The organism is Enterobacter chengduensis (genome assembly GCF_001984825.2).
GTDB lineage: Bacteria > Pseudomonadota > Gammaproteobacteria > Enterobacterales > Enterobacteriaceae > Enterobacter > Enterobacter chengduensis.
Genome location: NZ_CP043318.1, coordinates 3,851,677 through 3,867,512 on the forward strand (window position 1 = coordinate 3,851,677; position 15,836 = coordinate 3,867,512).

Genomic DNA, 15,836 nt, shown 5'->3' on the forward strand with positions numbered 1-15,836 from the left:
GCTCACTTTCCAGGCAAATCATTCTCCAGACCTCAATTCTCGCCTGGTTTTTAAACAAAAACGAGCCGTAAACGGCTCGTTTTTGCGTTTTGTGACTTACTGCACTGCCACAATGCGATCGTCGTTGGCTTCCAGACGGATAGCTTTGCCCGGAATCAGCTCCCCGGAAAGGATCTGCTGCGCCAGCGGGTTTTCGATCTGCTGCTGGATAGCGCGTTTCAATGGCCGCGCACCGTACACCGGATCGTAACCGTTCTCGCTCAGCAGCTTCAGCGCCTCGTCGGAGATGTGAATTTCATAACCACGCTCTTCCAGACGTTTGTACAGGCGCTGCAGCTGGATCTGCGCAATCGACGCAATGTGTTTCTCACCCAGAGGATGGAACACCACCACTTCATCAATACGGTTAATGAACTCTGGACGGAAGCTATGGCTTACTACCCCCATTACCAGATCCTTCATATGGCCGTAGTCCAGCTCACCGAAACGCTCCTGAATCAAATCGGAACCCAGGTTCGAGGTCATGATGACCACCGTATTACGGAAGTCGACCGTTCTGCCCTGCCCGTCGGTTAGACGACCATCGTCCAGCACCTGAAGCAGAATATTGAACACATCCGGATGGGCTTTTTCCACCTCATCCAGCAGGATGACGGAATAAGGACGACGGCGCACCGCTTCCGTCAGGTACCCCCCTTCTTCATAACCCACGTATCCCGGAGGCGCCCCGACCAGACGTGAGACGGAGTGTTTCTCCATAAACTCGGACATGTCGATACGCACCATCGCATCGTCGCTGTCGAACATAAAGTTAGCCAGCGCTTTACACAGCTCGGTTTTACCGACACCGGTTGGCCCCAGGAACAGGAACGAACCGATCGGGCGATTTGGATCGGACAGCCCCGCACGACTACGGCGAATCGCGTTCGATACCGCCTCAACCGCTTCGTTCTGGCCAATCACCCGATTATGGAGATCTTGCTCCATGCGCAGCAGTTTTTCACGCTCGCCTTCCAGCATGCGCGCCACTGGAATACCGGTCCAGCGGGCAAGCACTTCCGCGATTTCTGCATCCGTCACTTTATTACGCAACAGACGCATTGTTTTACCTTCCGATTGCGTCGCAATCTCAAGCTGTTTTTCCAGCTCGGGAATTTTGCCGTATTGCAGCTCGGACATACGCGCCAGATCGCCTACGCGCCGCGCCTGCTCAATGGCAATTTTTGCCTGCTCGAGTTCAGCTTTGATGGTCTGGGTGCCGGAAAGTGAAGCTTTCTCGGCTTTCCACTCTTCTTCCAGCTCAGAATACTGGCGCTCTTTATCGTCCAGTTCTTCATTGAGCATATCGAGGCGTTTCTTACTGGCTTCATCAGACTCTTTCTTCAGCGCCTGCTGTTCCAGCTTGAGCTGAATGATGCGTCGGTCGAGTCGATCCAGCTCTTCCGGCTTCGAGTCAATCTGCATACGAATGCTCGACGCCGCTTCATCAATCAGGTCGATCGCTTTATCCGGCAGCTGACGGTCAGCAATATAACGATGCGAAAGCGTCGCCGCCGCAACGATGGCCGGGTCAGTGATTTGCACGTGGTGGTGCAGTTCATAGCGTTCTTTCAGACCACGCAGGATCGCGATGGTATCTTCAACGCTTGGCTCAGCAACGAACACTTTCTGGAAACGACGTTCCAGCGCAGCATCTTTCTCAATGTACTGGCGATACTCATCAAGCGTCGTGGCGCCAACGCAATGCAGTTCACCGCGCGCCAGCGCAGGTTTAAGCATGTTCCCGGCATCCATCGCGCCGTCTGCCTTACCGGCACCCACCATGGTGTGCAGTTCGTCAATAAACAGGATAACGTTGCCTTCCTGTTTCGCCAGGTCGTTAAGCACGCCTTTGAGACGCTCTTCAAACTCACCGCGGTATTTCGCACCGGCCACCAGCGCGCCCATATCCAGGGCCAGCACGCGGCGACCTTTCAGGCCTTCCGGCACTTCGCCGTTGACGATACGCTGCGCCAGACCTTCAACAATGGCGGTTTTACCGACCCCCGGTTCACCAATCAGCACCGGGTTGTTCTTGGTACGACGTTGCAGTACCTGAATCGTACGGCGAATTTCTTCATCGCGGCCGATCACCGGGTCAAGCTTGCCCTGTTCAGCACGCTCGGTCAGATCGACCGTATATTTCTTCAAAGCCTGACGTTGGTCTTCGGCTCCCTGATCGTTCACGCTTTCACCTCCGCGCATTTTCTCAATCGCCTGAGTCACATTGGCTGTGGTCGCGCCGGCAGATTTCAGCAGGTCGGTCAAGGTACCGCGTGATTCAAGCGCCGCCAGAACAAACAGCTCTGACGAAATAAAGTTGTCCCCACGTTTTTGCGCCAGCTTGTCGCAAAGGTTCAGCACGCGCACCAGATCCTGCGATGGCTGAACGTCACCGCCGGTCCCTTCGACCTGCGGTAAACGGCTCAGCGCCTGATCGATAGCGGTGCGTAGCTGGCCAGCATTAATGCCGGCAGACGTTAATAAAGGACGTACCGATCCCCCTTCCTGATTCAGCAAGGCGCTCATTAAATGAAGAGGTTCGATAAATTGGTTGTCGTGCCCCAGTGCGAGGGACTGGGCATCGGCGAGAGCAAGCTGGAATTTATTGGTAAGACGATCCAGACGCATAACTCCTCCCATAACAGGTCAAATTTGCTACTGGAGATTAAATGAGGTCATCCCTCAATTATTCAAGGTTAATGACCTGAATTATGTGAAAAGAAAACGGCACGTGCCGGATCGTCTTGATTCTTTAGGTTATATCAGCCAAATGAAACTTGCCATACGCCCCGTGGTCTTGTCGCGGCGCCAGGAGAAAAAATCACCCTTTTCGGTGAAGGTACAGCGATCGCCGCCGAAGATCTGCGACACGCCGACGTTATTCAGGCGCTGGCGGGCAAGCTGGTAAATATCGGCCAGATATTTCTCCCCCGAAGGCAGGAAGGCCTCCACCGCTTGCGGATCTTTTTCCATAAAGGCGTCGCGGACCTCTGGGCCCACTTCAAACGCGCGAGGACCAATAGCCGGGCCAAGCCAGGCCATAATATTGGCGGGCTCATCGTTAAAGCAGGCGACAGTTTCTTCCAGCACGCCTTCACACAGCCCACGCCAGCCCGCGTGGGCTGCCGCCACCTCGGTACCTGCACGGTTACAGAACAGAACCGGCAGACAGTCGGCGGTCATTACGGCACAAACGGTTCCCGGAGTATTGCTGTAAGAGGCATCCGCGCGTTTAGAAGCATAGGATTCTCCCGTCAGCTTCAGCACCGCGTTACCATGAACCTGCTCCAGCCAGACGGGTTTTGACGGCAGGTTCCCCGCTGCAAACAGACGCCTGCGGTTCTCTTCCACGTGTTCCAGGTTATCACCACAGTGCGCGCCGAGGTTCAACGACTCCCACGCGCCCTGGCTCACGCCGCCAGTGCGGGTTGAACTGCAGGCGGCCACGCCGGCAGGCAATGGCCACTCCGGGACAATCAGTTTGGTCATAGCCAGTCCACTTGATCCTTATGTTCTTCGAAATCAGCGCGCATGGCGTCAATAAGGTCCACCATATCCTGCGGGATAGGCGCGTGCCACTCCATCTGAATGCCGGTGATAGGGTGGTAAAGTCGCAGCATGGTCGCGTGCAGCGCCTGACGATCGAATTTACGCAATACGCTGATGAACTCATCCGATGCGCCCTTTGGCGGACGAGGACGGCCCCCGTAGACCTGATCCCCCACCAGCGGATGGGTAATGTGGGCCATATGCACGCGGATCTGGTGAGTACGTCCGGTCTCCAGACGCAGACGCAGGCGCGTATGAATGCGGAAGTGCTCCATAATGCGATAGTGCGTCACCGCCGGTTTACCCATCGGATGCACAGACATGTGGGTACGCTTGGTTGGGTGACGGCTGATAGGCTCTTCTACCGTCCCGCCAGAGGTCATATGCCCAATGGCTACCGCCTCATACTCACGGGTGATTTCGCGCAGCTGCAGCGACTCCACCAGACGGGTCTGAGCAGGAACGGTCTTCGCCACCACCATCAGACCGGTAGTGTCTTTATCGAGACGGTGCACGATGCCCGCGCGCGGAACATCCGCGATCGGCGGATAATAATGGAGAAGTGCGTTAAGTACCGTACCGTCAGGATTCCCCGCGCCCGGGTGAACAACCAGGTCGCGCGGCTTGTTGATCACCAGAATGTCATCATCTTCATAGACGATGTCCAGCGGGATATCCTGCGGCTCGAAGCGGATTTCCTCTTCGATTTCAGCATTGATGGCGACAGCTTCCCCACCGAACACTTTCTCTTTTGGTTTGTCCCAGATCTTGCCGTTTACCAGCACGCGCTGGTCAAGGATCCATTCTTTTATACGTGAACGCGAATAATCAGGGAACAATTCGGCCAAAGCCTGATCTAAGCGTTGACCGAGCTGATTTTCGGAGACTGTTGCGGTGAGTTCTACTCGTTGTGCCATAAACTGCTTCTTCGTTTAACGTTGGGTTTTACGGCTTTGCCGTTTAATATAGTGTGCTATTGTAGCTGGTCTTAATCGGGAGCAGGAACAGAGTTTCTCCCGGACAAACATTTGAGGAAAGTCAAAACGTCATGACGCGCATGAAATATCTGGTGGCAGCGGCCACGTTGAGCCTGGCTTTGGTGGGCTGCTCCGGTTCAAATGAACAGGTCCCTGACAATCCGCCGAATGAAATCTATGCGACTGCACAACAAAAGTTGCAGGACGGTAACTGGAAACAGGCGATAACGCAACTGGAAGCGTTGGATAATCGCTATCCATTTGGGCCATATTCGCAGCAGGTACAGTTAGATCTCATCTACGCATACTATAAAAATGCCGATCTGCCGCTGGCTCAGGCAGCTATCGATCGTTTCATGCGTCTTAACCCGACCCATCCTAACATCGACTATGTGATGTACATGCGCGGCCTCACCAACATGGCGCTGGACGACAGCGCGCTGCAGGGCTTCTTCGGCGTGGATCGTTCCGACCGTGACCCGCAGCATGCGCGTGATGCCTTCAATGACTTCTCCAAGCTGGTGCGCGGCTATCCGAATAGTCAATACGTCACCGACGCCACCAAACGCCTGGTGTTCCTGAAAGATCGTCTGGCGAAATATGAATACTCCGTGGCGGAATATTATACCCGCCGTGGCGCATGGGTTGCCGTGGTGAACCGCGTAGAAGGTATGCTGCGTGATTATCCGGATACTCAGGCAACGCGCGACGGCCTGAAGCTGATGGAAAATGCCTACCGCCAGATGCAGATGACCGCTCAGGCTGAAAAAGTGGCGAAAATCATCGCCGCGAACAGCAGCAATACCTGATCTTGCCTCAATTCAAAACGGCAGCCCTCGGGCTGCCGTTTTTGTATTCGTTTTAGCGCGTCGCTGAAGCCGTTAGCCTCAACACATCCAGTCAACTATGGCCCCAATTTTAGCCGTCGACAAGGTAAATCTCACCTCTTCCTGCCCTGCCTCACAAAAAAGATTCCCTGACAAAAACCGACAAAATAACGTGATCTAAATCACACATTTTGACATTAGGTCGGGTATGCTGGAATCACCAAGACGGAAAGACAAGAGGTAAAATTTATGACAATGAACATTACCAGTAAACAAATGGAAATTACTCCGGCAATCCGCCAGCACGTCGCAGACCGTCTCGCCAAACTGGATAAATGGCAAACTCATTTGATTAATCCACATATCATCCTGTCCAAGGAGCCGCAGGGTTTCATCGCTGACGCAACTATCAATACTCCAAACGGCCATCTGGTCGCCAGCGCTAAACACGAGGATATGTACACAGCCATTAACGATTTGATCAACAAGCTGGAACGGCAGCTCAATAAAGTGCAACACAAAGGTGAAGCCCGTCGCGCCGCAACGTCGGTGAAAGACGCCAGCTTCGCGGAAGAAGTTGAAGAAGAGTAATCCTTTAAATTGAGTGTACCGCCAACGCGCCTTCGGGCGCGTTTTTTGTTTTTTATTGACAGGGTGAAAACAGTACAGGTACTTTAACCCTATCAACCACAGGATGACTTATGAAACACACGCCGTTCTTCTTCGCATTCTTTTTTACCCTCCCCTGAACGGGAGGCGTTTCGTCGTGTGATAAAGAATGCGAAGACGAACAACAAGGCCTCCCACACCGGGGGGCCTTTTTTATTGATAACGATAAAATGAGACAGGCAACACTATGACACCGGAAAACCCGTTACTGGATCTGCGCGTAAAAATCAGCGCGCTGGACGAAAAATTACTGGCCCTGCTGGCCGAACGCCGCGCGCTCGCCATCGAAGTGGGCAAAGCCAAGCTGGACTCCCATCGCCCGGTCCGTGATATCGACCGCGAGCGCGATCTGCTGGAGCGCCTGATCCAGCTCGGTAAAGCGCATCACCTCGATGCCCACTACATCACCCGGCTGTTCCAGCTCATCATCGAAGACTCCGTTCTCACCCAGCAAGCGTTACTCCAGCAGCATCTCAACAAAACCAATCCACACTCTGCGCGAATCGCTTTCCTCGGGCCAAAAGGCTCCTATTCTCACCTGGCCGCCCGTCAGTATGCCGCACGCCATTTTGAAGAATTTATTGAGAGTGGCTGTGCGAAATTTGCCGATATTTTTAACCAGGTCGAGACCGGCCAGGCGGATTACGCCGTGGTGCCGATTGAAAACACCAGCTCCGGCGCCATCAACGACGTCTACGATTTGCTGCAGCACACCAGCCTGTCGCTGGTCGGCGAGCTGACGATCCCTATCGATCACTGCGTGCTGGTCTCCGGCTCAACCGACCTGAACAAGATCGAAACGGTTTACAGTCACCCGCAGCCCTTCCAGCAGTGCAGCCAGTTCCTGAACCGCTATCCGAACTGGAAAATCGAGTACACCGAAAGCACCTCGGCGGCGATGGAAAAAGTGGCGCAGGCTAACTCCCCTAACGTCGCCGCGCTCGGCAGCGAAGCGGGCGGCGCGCTGTATGGTTTACAGGTACTGGAACGCAACCTGGCAAACCAGACGCAAAACATTACCCGCTTCGTGGTGCTGGCACGCAAGGCCATCAATGTGTCAGAACAGGTACCGGCCAAAACCACGCTGCTGATGGCGACCGGCCAGCAGGCCGGTGCGCTGGTTGAAGCCCTGCTGGTGCTGCGCAACCACAACCTGATCATGACCAAACTGGAATCACGTCCCATCCACGGTAACCCGTGGGAAGAGATGTTTTATCTCGATGTCCAGGCCAACCTGGAGTCTGCCTCCATGCAGAAAGCCCTGCGTGAACTGGGTGAAATTACCCGTTCCATGAAAGTGCTGGGCTGCTACCCGAGCGAAAACGTCGTGCCGGTCGATCCGAGCTAGCGTTCGATAAAGCGGCTTTTCTTCATCCCTGTCACGCTAACCGGCAGGGTGAAGATGGCGCCGGAAAGCGGATACTTCGCCACCTCCTCCGCATCCATATTTTCCCGCGTGGTGGTAATAAACAGCGTTTTCATATCATCGCCGCCAAAGCAGACCATCGTCGGGCAACGTACCGGCATGCGGTATTCTTCCAGCAGTTCGCCTTGCGGAGAAAAACGCGCGATACGCCAGCCGTCAAACAGCGCGCTCCAGTAGCAGCCTTCCACATCCATGGCCGCGCCGTCCGGTATCCCTTCGCCTTCGTTAAACTGACGAAACACCTCACGTTTGCCGGGTTCGCCCTGCTCGTCAAGCGGCGTACGGTAAATCACGCCGTTTGGCGTGTCTGAGGTAAACATCCACTGGTTATCCGGGCTAAACGCTAAACCGTTATGTCCGTGGATATCGCACTGGATCACCTTCGGCGTCAGGTCATTGTCGATGCGCATCAGCAGGGCACCGTTATAATCTCCCGGCCCCCAGAACGTGCCCGCATAGAACCGGCCCTGATGGTCGGTGCCACCATCGTTAAAACGCGCCAGCTGAGGGTTAGAGGGGTTGTCGCACACCTTGCGCTGCAGAAGGCCATGCTTATCGGCAAGCCAGATACCAGTGCGCATGGCGACGATAAACCCGCCGCGCTCGCGCAGCGCGAAGCAGCCCACCTCTTCATGGAAAGAGAGCACGGAGTGTCCCGCCGTCGGCAGATGATAGCGGTGGATCTCCCCTTCCAGAATATCGGCCCAGTATAGCGCTTGCTCTTCTGCGCTCCACGTCGGGCATTCAGGCAGATGCCCGGTGTAATTCAACAGCAGCTGCGGTTCGGACATGACGGTTCCCCAAAATAAAAAAAGCCAGCATTGCTGGCTTTCAGTATATACATCATCGCATTACTGGCGACTGTCATTTGCCTGACGCAGCAGCGTCCGGCTCTCATTCTGAAAACGCTGCGCGTAATCGCCAAACCAGTGCTCGACCTTGCGGAAGCTGTCGATAAACGCCTGCTTATCTCCGTGTTCCAGCAGCGTAATGGCTTCACCAAAACGCTGGTAGTAACGCTTGATGAGGGCCAGGTTGTTCTCGGAGGACATAATAATGTCGGCGTACAGCTGCGGATCCTGCGCAAACAGACGCCCGACCATCGCCAGCTCCAGACGATAGATCGGTGACGAGAGCGCCAGCAGCTGTTCAAGCTGCACGTTCTCTTCCGCCAGATGCAGACCGTAGGCAAAGGTCGCAAAGTGGCGCAGCGCCTGAATGAACGCCATGTTCTGGTCGTGCTCGACCGCGCTGATGCGGTGCAGTCGTGCCCCCCAGACCTGAATCTGTTCCAGGAACCACTGATAGGCTTCCGGCTGACGCCCGTCGCAGTAAACCACCACCTGCTTCGCCAGGCTGCCGCTGTCCGGGCCGAACATCGGATGCAGGCCCAGCACCGGTCCCGTATGCGCCGCCAGCATAGCCTGCAGCGGACCATTTTTGACGGAGGCCAGGTCCACCAGGATGCAATCCTTCGGTAAAGGCGGAAGTTTCCCGACGATCTGCTCCGTCACGTGGATAGGCACGCTGACGATAACCATTCCGGCGTCTTTCATTAGTTCTGGTGCCCGGGCCCAGTCCTCTTTCTCCAGAATGCGCACCTGATAGCCAGAAAGCGTCAGCATTTTTTCAAACAGACGCCCCATCTGCCCCGCCCCGCCGACAATCACTACCGGCCTCAGAGACGGGCAAAGGGTTTTAAAGCCTTTGTCGTTTTCGCTGGAATAGGATTCGCGCATCACGCGACGCAGCACATCTTCAATCAAATCCGGCGAAACGCCCAGCGCCTGGGCCTCTTTACGACGGGAGGCCAGCATGGAGGCTTCGCGCTCCGGGACGTAAATCGGCAGGCCGTATTTGCTTTTCACCTCGCCGACTTCGGCAACCAGCGCCATGCGGCGCGCCAGCAGATCCAGCAGCGCCTTGTCCACTTCATCAATTTGATCGCGCAGTGCGGTCAATTCAGCAACCATAACTACCCTCTTAAGCCAGACGCGTCGCCAGCTGGCCGTTTAAATCTTTATGGATCTCGCGCAGCAGCGCATCGGTGGTCTCCCAACTGATGCAGGCGTCCGTCACCGAGACGCCGTGCTTCATTGCGCTGCGCGGTTGTTCAGATGATTGATTGCCTTCATGAATATTGCTCTCAATCATCAGACCGATAATCGAACGGTTGCCATCTTTGATCTGCGCGACCACGGATTCCGCAACCGCAGGCTGGCGACGGTAATCTTTATTCGAATTACCATGACTGCAATCTACCATCAGAGCCGGGCGCAGTCCCGCCTGCTCCATCTCTTTTTCACACTGCGCTACGTCCGCAGGGCTGTAGTTAGGTGCTTTACCGCCGCGCAGGATCACATGGCCGTCCGGGTTGCCCTGCGTTTGCAGGAGGCATACCTGACCCGCCTGGTTGATACCGACGAAACGGTGTGGCATAGCGGCAGCGCGCATGGCGTTGATCGCCGTCGCCAGGCTGCCGTCAGTACCGTTTTTAAAGCCAACCGGCATTGACAGGCCAGACGCCATCTCGCGGTGGGTCTGCGATTCCGTCGTACGCGCGCCAATAGCCGACCAGCTGAACAGATCGCCCAGGTACTGCGGGCTGTTCGGATCCAGCGCTTCGGTTGCCAGCGGCAGCCCCATGCTGACCAGCTCCACCAGCAGGCGACGCGCAATCTTCAGGCCTGCTTCCACATCAAACGAGCCATCCATGTGCGGATCGTTAATCAACCCTTTCCAGCCGACGGTCGTACGTGGCTTTTCAAAATAGACGCGCATCACCAGATAGAGGCTATCGCTGACCTCCTCCGCTAATGTTTTAAAACGACGAGCGTACTCAATGGCGGTTTCAGGATCGTGAATGGAGCAAGGACCGCACACCACCAGCAGGCGCGGATCGCGGCCGGCAATAATGTCAGAAATGGTCTGGCGAGAGTGCTCTATCTGAGCCTCCTGCGCGACGCTCAGCGGGAATTCCGCTTTCAGTTGATCCGGGGTGATTAAAACCTGTTCGTCAGTGATATGTACGTTGTTCAGCGCGTCTTTTTGCATGATGGCGATCCTGTCAAGCTCGTTTGCGATAGTTGTTTTCCTCAATGAGGTGAAACCACGATACCATAAAAAGTAAACATTTCAATCCAAAATACGTACACATTAGTTTACAGAAGCCAATTTATTGCAAAAATCAGCCGATAAAATCGTAAATATTAAATTACACTACATTTCCCATTAGCCAGGCTATGCTGAAAAAAAAAGGAGAATGGCTATGCGTTCAATTGCTTTCGCGCTGTTGTCGCTGTTTTTAACGGGCTGCCAGATTAATCCTTACACCTTCCAGCCCGACTGGACCAGCCCATCCTGGTTTGATGCAGGTAAAGAAGACGCCATGAATGGCCAGCCGGTTAAAGATAATCAGACCCTGGCCGATAGTTTTAACGACACCCAGGTTGATCGTAGTGAATACCTTCGCGGCTATGCCGATGGCCAGAAGAAAGTCTGTGAAGAAGGGTTTATGCACGCCTGGGGATTAGCGGGAAAATCTTTCCCTGCAAGCTGCGACACTGCTGAAAATGCAGCAAAACTGCGTGCGTCCTGGCAAAAAGGAATGGATGAAAGTCTGCGTGCCAGCAGGCTGAATTAAGCTATTTTTTTATTCACCAGAAAACAAACAACTGTAGGATTTAGCTTAGGTCGGCCAGAGGCTATTTCTGACATAATGACGGCTCTGATAAACAATGGTATTCTGCCCGCAACTCTTAAGGACAACTATATCCGGAGCGATGTGGCGGATTCTGGTGAGAAATTTATTCTTGATCTCTTTTTTCCGATTCACTCTGGTGCTAGCGCTGTTCCTCATAGTAAGCCCTACGACGGCAGGCACGCTTACGGAAACGGATAAATCGGTACGCGCGATAGTTTCAGGCATTGTGAGCTATACGCGTTGGCCAACGCTTTCCGGGCAGCCTAAACTCTGCGTCTACGCCACTTCTCACTATACGCACGCGCTCAGCGGCGATGAGGGGCATACTGAGTTACCTTATACTCCCGTTATTGTACGTAACGATCGGGAAGCACTGGCCGCGACGTGCGATGCTATTTATTTCGGGTCTGAATCACCGGCAAAGCAACTTGAATTAATAAGTCAATATCAGGGTAGAGCGTTGCTATTAATCTCAGAGCAAAATCCGGAATGTGTAATTGGTAGCGCCTTTTGCCTGATAATCGATGGCGGCCAGGTACGGTTCTCCGTCAACCTGGATGCATTGACGCGCAGTGGCGTAAGGGTCAATCCGGATGTATTAATGCTGGCACGGAATAAGCAGCATGGATAAAGATTTCACTTCAACGCAACGTCCGACGTTTAAAAGAACGTTGAGGCGAAACAGCATGATAAGCGTCATTATCACCATGACCTTAATATGGCTGTTGCTCTGTTTTGCTTCCGTCGTGACGTTAAAACAATACGCGCAAAAGAATCTCGAATTAACCGGCGCCACAATGAGCCACAGCCTGGAAGCCTCGCTGGTGTTCAACGATTCGCTGGCGGCCAACGAAACGCTCGCCGCTCTGGGCAAACAGGGCCAGTTTGCCGTGGCCGAGGTGATCAACGCGCATAAAAAACGGTTTGCCTACTGGTCCTGGAATCCGGAAGACAACAACGACACGCTGGGTGCGCTGGTCAGCCGCTGGCTTTTCCCCGTACCGATTGCGCAGCCCATCATGCATAACGGTGCAACGATCGGCGAAATTCGCCTTACCGCTCGCGACAGTCTGATTGGCCATTTCATCTGGATGTCGTTTGCCGTTCTCACCGGCTGCATTCTCTTTGCAACCGTCGTCGCGCTCGCCATTACCCAGTCTTTGCACCATGGGATGGTAACAGCCCTGCAAAATATTACCGACGTCGTGCATGACGTACGCACGAACCGCAATTTCTCTCGCCGGGTGAAAGACGGGCGCATTGAAGAATTTCACCAGTTTGGCGAAGACTTCAACAGCCTCCTGGATGAGATGGAAGAGTGGCAGCTGAAGCTGCAGGCGAAAAACGCCCAGCTGTTGCGGACCGCCATGCACGACCCGCTTACCGGTCTTGCCAACCGCGCCGCGTTTCGTAACAGCATTGCGGCCTTAATGAACGACCCTTCAGCCAAAACGAAGTCGGCCCTGCTCTTCCTCGACGGTGATAACTTTAAGTTTATCAACGACACCTGGGGACACGCGGCGGGGGACTGCGTGCTGATAGAGGTCGCCAGCAGGATGATGGAGTTTGGCGATAAACGGCATCAGTCCTACCGCCTTGGCGGTGACGAGTTTGCCATGGTGCTGTACGGCGTGCACTCCGAGCCCGAGGTTCAACATATTTGTGCTGCGCTATCGCAGCAGTTTCTCCGTCCGTTTGATCTTCATAACGGACAGCAAGCATCGATGTCACTCAGCATTGGCTTTGCTCTGGCGTGGGAAAATGCTTCCGTGGAAGCATTACTGGAGAGGGCTGACCGCAACATGTACCAGGTTAAAAACCAGCGTACAAAAACAATAAGTTAGAAAGGATACACTATGTTAAAACGTTACTTCGCGCCGATAGTACTGGCCTCACTGGTTCTGGCAGGCTGTCAGTCGCCGCCGGAAGGCAAATTCACGCCTGAGCAAATTGCGGCGATGAAGTCTTACGGATTTAACGAACTGAACGGTGACTGGTCGCTTGGCATGTCGGACACCATACTCTTTGATAAAAATGACGCCAGACTGCGCTCGGAAAGTGAAACGCAGATCCAATCCATGGCCTCTCGTCTGGCGGAAACCGGCCTGAACCACGCGCGAATGGACGGTCACACGGATAATTATGGCGAAGCGAGCTACAACGAAGCGCTGTCGTTAAAACGCGCCAATGCCGTGGCCGATGCCTGGGCGAAGGGTGCAAATATCCCGCGCAGCAATCTCACCACGCGGGGATTAGGTCAAAAATACCCTGTTGCGAGCAACAGTACCCCGAAAGGGCGCGCTGAAAACCGCCGCGTCGCGGTGGTGATCAGCACGCCATAGGATTATTTAGCGGATGATTCGGCGAGCGTAGCCCTGGTTGCCGCTCGCCAGCGCAGCCAGTCCACCAGAACAAACAGCGCCAGACTCGCGCCCATGACCGGCAGGGCCAGCCCCAGCAGTACGCTGATTATCGCCGAAACCGCCCTTCCCCACCCGGAGAGCGCCAGCCAGCTCTGGCAAAGCGTCTGTACCGGACTCACTGCCGATTGTGCCGGACGACGCATCCACCACATCCGATACCCCCAGATAATGAGCACGCACAGGGCAAGGCCGAACGCCACGAGCAGCAGCTGGTTCACCAGTCCGAATAAGATCCCCATATGGAAATCCACGCCCCAGCGGGTCAGTTTTGCCATTAACGGGAAATCCTCAAATCGGGTTCTGTCCAGAACCTGCAGCGTTGCAGGATCAACCGCAACGGCGTCCACCTGCGTCGGCCAGCTGCGGTCGATTTCCGTTACGGTCCAGGCGCGATCCGCGGTTTTCGCCGGGCGGATCTCCAGCCTGCTGGCGTCAATCCCTGCCTTGCGGGCGGCGCTTAGTACCCCGTCAAAATGCGTTAAATCCATCGCCATTTCCGGCATCATCATTCCGCCGTGATGAGCGTGGTGTTCGGCATGTTCATCCACCGTCTCCTGGTGGCCGGATAGCGTCGTATTCACCTGCGGAGTGAGCCAGTCCATCTCTGCCCGCAGCTTATCAACGTTCCCTCCCGCCCACTGGGACCAGGTCAGGCCGGTTGCGGAGAACAGCAGCATCCCGCCCAGCAGGCTCCAGCCCAGCGTCACGTGCAGGCGACGACGATTCTGGAAGCGATTGTCGATCCGCCGCTTGGGTCGGGTATAAAACCACAGTGCAATACCGCCCAGCGCGGCGACCCACATCCAGGAAGCCGCCAGTTCGCTGTAGAGCCGCCCCACGTCGCCCAGCATCAGAGAGGCATGCAAATAATCAATGGTCTGACGCAGCGGTAAAATCCCGCTGGTGCCGTATACCGTCATGTCACCCAGCACCGCCAGGCTTACAGGATCGACGAAGATAGCCCGGTTCTCCGAGGGCCCAAGCGCCGGATCGGCAAACATCACGCGGGTGGTTTCACCTTCAGCCAGCCCCGGACGCACGGCGTGCAAACGCAGATCCGATCCAACGGTTTTCTCCGCCACGGCAATTTGTTCCGCAAGCGGCTGCGGCTCGCCCACGGAATCAGCGTGGATCGCGTGCCGGTAGAGCGCGTTTTCCAGCTGTGGGGTGGCTACATACAGCGTACCGGTCAGCGCGGCAAAGAAGATAAACGGGCCGACAAACAGCCCAACGTAAAAATGAAGGCGACGCAGCAGGTTTCCCCATGCCGCGCGCGAGGTGCAGGTAGTCATACTTTTCCTTTTTAAGGCAGTAAGTTAGCGATATTTTTACAGGGAAAAAGCAGACTCCCGCGGCGGCGCGCGGGTATCAGGATAAAGCCAGGGGAAAAAGTGCCAGTGGCTGACCGCCTGACGCGGCGACTTAACGCGAAGCCTCTGCAGCACCACGCTGAGCAGGACAATCAGCGCCAGCATCACGCCAGGCACATGCGCCAACAGCACGCAGTAGCCGCACGCTTCCGCATGGTCGACAGGCATCGTGTGCGACGGCATATCGCCATGATGCGCGTCCATCGACATCATGCTCATGTCATGATGCATGCCCGGCATGGTGCTCATGGGATCTTTCTGCAGCGAGACGGAGATCAGCGGCGCCACCACGATCAGCAGGATCGCAAACAGCGCGGTCAATGCCGCTGTGCGTTTCCGGTCAGGCTGATGCAGTACGTTATCCACGTCCCCTCCACTCAAGAGGCAAGCATTGTAAATGATTTATAACGAAAGGGTTAATGCGAGAGGTGCGATGGGATAAAAAAAGGGCCAGCCTTTCGGCCAGCCCTTTCTAACAGGATGTCGCTTAAGCGAATCTTAGTTCAGACGCTCTTTAATACGAGCAGACTTACCAGTACGCTCACGCAGGTAGTACAGTTTAGCTTTACGTACAGCACCACGACGTTTAACAGCAATGCTGTCAACTACCGGAGAGTGAGTCTGGAAGACACGCTCAACGCCTTCGCCGTTGGAAATTTTACGAACAGTGAATGCAGAGTGCAGACCGCGGTTACGAATAGCGATAACCACGCCCTCGAATGCCTGCAGACGTTTTTTGGAACCTTCAACAACCCATACTTTCACTTCCACGGTGTCACCTGGACGGAAGGAAGGTACGTCCTGCTTCATCTGCTCTTGTTCAAGTTGCTTAATAATGTTGCTCATAATT

General features: G+C 54.9%; 17 protein-coding genes and 1 other annotated feature. Of the genes, 8 read left to right on the top strand and 9 right to left on the bottom strand.

Annotated elements, in window-relative coordinates; genetic code table 11:
* Positions 1-96: 96 nt before the first annotated feature.
* From clpB to rluD, 3 genes are all read right to left on the bottom strand, one after another.
* The gene (clpB, locus tag FY206_RS18565; RefSeq protein ID WP_032642833.1) at positions 97-2,670 is read right to left on the bottom strand and encodes an ATP-dependent chaperone ClpB; all 2,574 of its coding nucleotides are present in this window, start codon (positions 2,668-2,670) and stop codon (positions 97-99) included.
* Between the two features lie 129 nt (positions 2,671-2,799).
* Positions 2,800-3,531 carry a purine nucleoside phosphorylase YfiH gene (yfiH, locus tag FY206_RS18570; protein ID WP_032642835.1) on the bottom strand — a complete coding sequence of 244 codons (732 nt, stop codon included), beginning with the start codon at positions 3,529-3,531 and terminating at the stop codon, positions 2,800-2,802.
* Positions 3,528-4,508, bottom strand: coding sequence for a 23S rRNA pseudouridine(1911/1915/1917) synthase RluD (gene rluD / locus FY206_RS18575; RefSeq protein WP_032642837.1), 981 nt, complete (start codon positions 4,506-4,508; stop codon positions 3,528-3,530). The genes yfiH and rluD overlap by 4 nt, the downstream gene beginning before the upstream one ends.
* 131 nt (positions 4,509-4,639) lie before the next feature.
* On the opposite strand from rluD, the gene bamD reads away from it, so the two are divergent.
* The 4 genes from bamD to pheA all read left to right on the top strand — a co-directional run bounded on the left by bamD (position 4,640) and on the right by pheA (position 7,412).
* The gene (bamD, locus tag FY206_RS18580; protein ID WP_032642839.1) at positions 4,640-5,377 is read left to right on the top strand and encodes an outer membrane protein assembly factor BamD; all 738 of its coding nucleotides are present in this window, start codon (positions 4,640-4,642) and stop codon (positions 5,375-5,377) included.
* Between the two features lie 267 nt (positions 5,378-5,644).
* Positions 5,645-5,986, top strand: a complete 342-nt coding sequence (raiA, locus tag FY206_RS18585) for a ribosome-associated translation inhibitor RaiA (RefSeq protein ID WP_003863162.1) — start codon at positions 5,645-5,647, stop codon at positions 5,984-5,986.
* A gap of 109 nt (positions 5,987-6,095) precedes the next feature.
* Positions 6,096-6,221: a sequence feature (Phe leader region), on the top strand.
* Positions 6,097-6,144, top strand: coding sequence for a pheA operon leader peptide PheL (gene pheL, locus FY206_RS18590; protein WP_100249876.1), 48 nt, complete (start codon positions 6,097-6,099; stop codon positions 6,142-6,144). Its footprint overlaps the feature before it by 48 nt.
* 30 nt (positions 6,222-6,251) lie before the next feature.
* On the top strand, positions 6,252-7,412 hold the full coding sequence (gene pheA, locus FY206_RS18595; RefSeq protein WP_032642841.1) for a bifunctional chorismate mutase/prephenate dehydratase: 1,161 nt from the start codon (positions 6,252-6,254) through the stop codon (positions 7,410-7,412).
* Here pheA and FY206_RS18600 read toward each other — a convergent pair.
* Genes FY206_RS18600 through aroF form a run of 3 tightly spaced genes read right to left on the bottom strand, consistent with a single transcriptional unit; the run spans position 7,409 to position 10,544 of the window.
* Entirely contained in the window at positions 7,409-8,281 is an 873-nt protein-coding gene (locus FY206_RS18600) for an SMP-30/gluconolactonase/LRE family protein (protein ID WP_032642843.1), read from the bottom strand. The two genes, pheA and FY206_RS18600, sit on opposite strands and share 4 nt — an antisense overlap.
* 60 nt (positions 8,282-8,341) lie before the next feature.
* A complete protein-coding gene (gene tyrA, locus FY206_RS18605; protein WP_032642845.1) occupies positions 8,342-9,463 on the bottom strand; it encodes a bifunctional chorismate mutase/prephenate dehydrogenase in 1,122 nt (373 codons plus the stop codon).
* 10 nt (positions 9,464-9,473) lie between these two features.
* A complete protein-coding gene (aroF, locus tag FY206_RS18610) occupies positions 9,474-10,544 on the bottom strand; it encodes a 3-deoxy-7-phosphoheptulonate synthase AroF (protein ID WP_024908343.1) in 1,071 nt (356 codons plus the stop codon).
* A gap of 214 nt (positions 10,545-10,758) precedes the next feature.
* Here aroF and FY206_RS18615 point away from each other — a divergent pair, with 214 nt between their 5' ends.
* The 4 genes from FY206_RS18615 to FY206_RS18630 all read left to right on the top strand — a co-directional run bounded on the left by FY206_RS18615 (position 10,759) and on the right by FY206_RS18630 (position 13,535).
* Positions 10,759-11,133 (top strand): DUF2799 domain-containing protein, encoded by a 375-nt coding sequence (locus FY206_RS18615; protein ID WP_032642848.1) that lies wholly within the window; start codon positions 10,759-10,761, stop codon positions 11,131-11,133.
* A gap of 139 nt (positions 11,134-11,272) precedes the next feature.
* Positions 11,273-11,824, top strand: coding sequence for a regulatory sequestration protein YfiR (gene yfiR / locus FY206_RS18620; RefSeq protein WP_196239801.1), 552 nt, complete (start codon positions 11,273-11,275; stop codon positions 11,822-11,824).
* On the top strand, positions 11,817-13,037 hold the full coding sequence (dgcN, locus tag FY206_RS18625) for a diguanylate cyclase DgcN/YfiN (RefSeq protein ID WP_032642849.1): 1,221 nt from the start codon (positions 11,817-11,819) through the stop codon (positions 13,035-13,037). Before yfiR ends, dgcN begins: the two co-directional genes overlap by 8 nt.
* Positions 13,038-13,049: 12 nt before the next feature.
* On the top strand, positions 13,050-13,535 hold the full coding sequence (locus FY206_RS18630; RefSeq protein ID WP_032642851.1) for an OmpA family protein: 486 nt from the start codon (positions 13,050-13,052) through the stop codon (positions 13,533-13,535).
* A gap of 2 nt (positions 13,536-13,537) precedes the next feature.
* Here FY206_RS18630 and FY206_RS18635 read toward each other — a convergent pair whose 3' ends face one another.
* The 3 genes from FY206_RS18635 to rplS all read right to left on the bottom strand — a co-directional run bounded on the left by FY206_RS18635 (position 13,538) and on the right by rplS (position 15,832).
* Positions 13,538-14,908: a PepSY-associated TM helix domain-containing protein gene (locus FY206_RS18635; protein WP_032642853.1), complete on the bottom strand. Its 1,371-nt coding sequence runs from the start codon at positions 14,906-14,908 to the stop codon at positions 13,538-13,540.
* Between the two features lie 36 nt (positions 14,909-14,944).
* Complete coding sequence (locus tag FY206_RS18640) at positions 14,945-15,352, bottom strand: DUF2946 domain-containing protein (protein WP_032642856.1); 408 nt, start codon at positions 15,350-15,352, stop codon at positions 14,945-14,947.
* Between the two features lie 132 nt (positions 15,353-15,484).
* The gene (gene rplS, locus FY206_RS18645; protein ID WP_002914145.1) at positions 15,485-15,832 is read right to left on the bottom strand and encodes a 50S ribosomal protein L19; all 348 of its coding nucleotides are present in this window, start codon (positions 15,830-15,832) and stop codon (positions 15,485-15,487) included.
* Positions 15,833-15,836: the final 4 nt, after the last annotated feature.

What these genes read in the sequence shown, in the direction of transcription:
- yfiH (WP_032642835.1), bottom strand. Translation starts at nt 3,531, where the DNA reads ATGACCAAACTGATTGTCCCGGAGTGGCCATTGCCTGCCGGCGTGGCC.
- tyrA (WP_032642845.1), bottom strand. Translation starts at nt 9,463, where the DNA reads ATGGTTGCTGAATTGACCGCACTGCGCGATCAAATTGATGAAGTGGAC.
- raiA (WP_003863162.1), top strand. Translation starts at nt 5,645, where the DNA reads ATGACAATGAACATTACCAGTAAACAAATGGAAATTACTCCGGCAATC.
- pheA (WP_032642841.1), top strand. Translation starts at nt 6,252, where the DNA reads ATGACACCGGAAAACCCGTTACTGGATCTGCGCGTAAAAATCAGCGCG.
- FY206_RS18635 (WP_032642853.1), bottom strand. Translation starts at nt 14,908, where the DNA reads ATGACTACCTGCACCTCGCGCGCGGCATGGGGAAACCTGCTGCGTCGC.
- yfiR (WP_196239801.1), top strand. Translation starts at nt 11,273, where the DNA reads ATGTGGCGGATTCTGGTGAGAAATTTATTCTTGATCTCTTTTTTCCGA.
- FY206_RS18630 (WP_032642851.1), top strand. Translation starts at nt 13,050, where the DNA reads ATGTTAAAACGTTACTTCGCGCCGATAGTACTGGCCTCACTGGTTCTG.
- aroF (WP_024908343.1), bottom strand. Translation starts at nt 10,544, where the DNA reads ATGCAAAAAGACGCGCTGAACAACGTACATATCACTGACGAACAGGTT.
- rluD (WP_032642837.1), bottom strand. Translation starts at nt 4,508, where the DNA reads ATGGCACAACGAGTAGAACTCACCGCAACAGTCTCCGAAAATCAGCTC.
- dgcN (WP_032642849.1), top strand. Translation starts at nt 11,817, where the DNA reads ATGGATAAAGATTTCACTTCAACGCAACGTCCGACGTTTAAAAGAACG.
- FY206_RS18615 (WP_032642848.1), top strand. Translation starts at nt 10,759, where the DNA reads ATGCGTTCAATTGCTTTCGCGCTGTTGTCGCTGTTTTTAACGGGCTGC.
- bamD (WP_032642839.1), top strand. Translation starts at nt 4,640, where the DNA reads ATGACGCGCATGAAATATCTGGTGGCAGCGGCCACGTTGAGCCTGGCT.
- rplS (WP_002914145.1), bottom strand. Translation starts at nt 15,832, where the DNA reads ATGAGCAACATTATTAAGCAACTTGAACAAGAGCAGATGAAGCAGGAC.
- clpB (WP_032642833.1), bottom strand. Translation starts at nt 2,670, where the DNA reads ATGCGTCTGGATCGTCTTACCAATAAATTCCAGCTTGCTCTCGCCGAT.
- FY206_RS18600 (WP_032642843.1), bottom strand. Translation starts at nt 8,281, where the DNA reads ATGTCCGAACCGCAGCTGCTGTTGAATTACACCGGGCATCTGCCTGAA.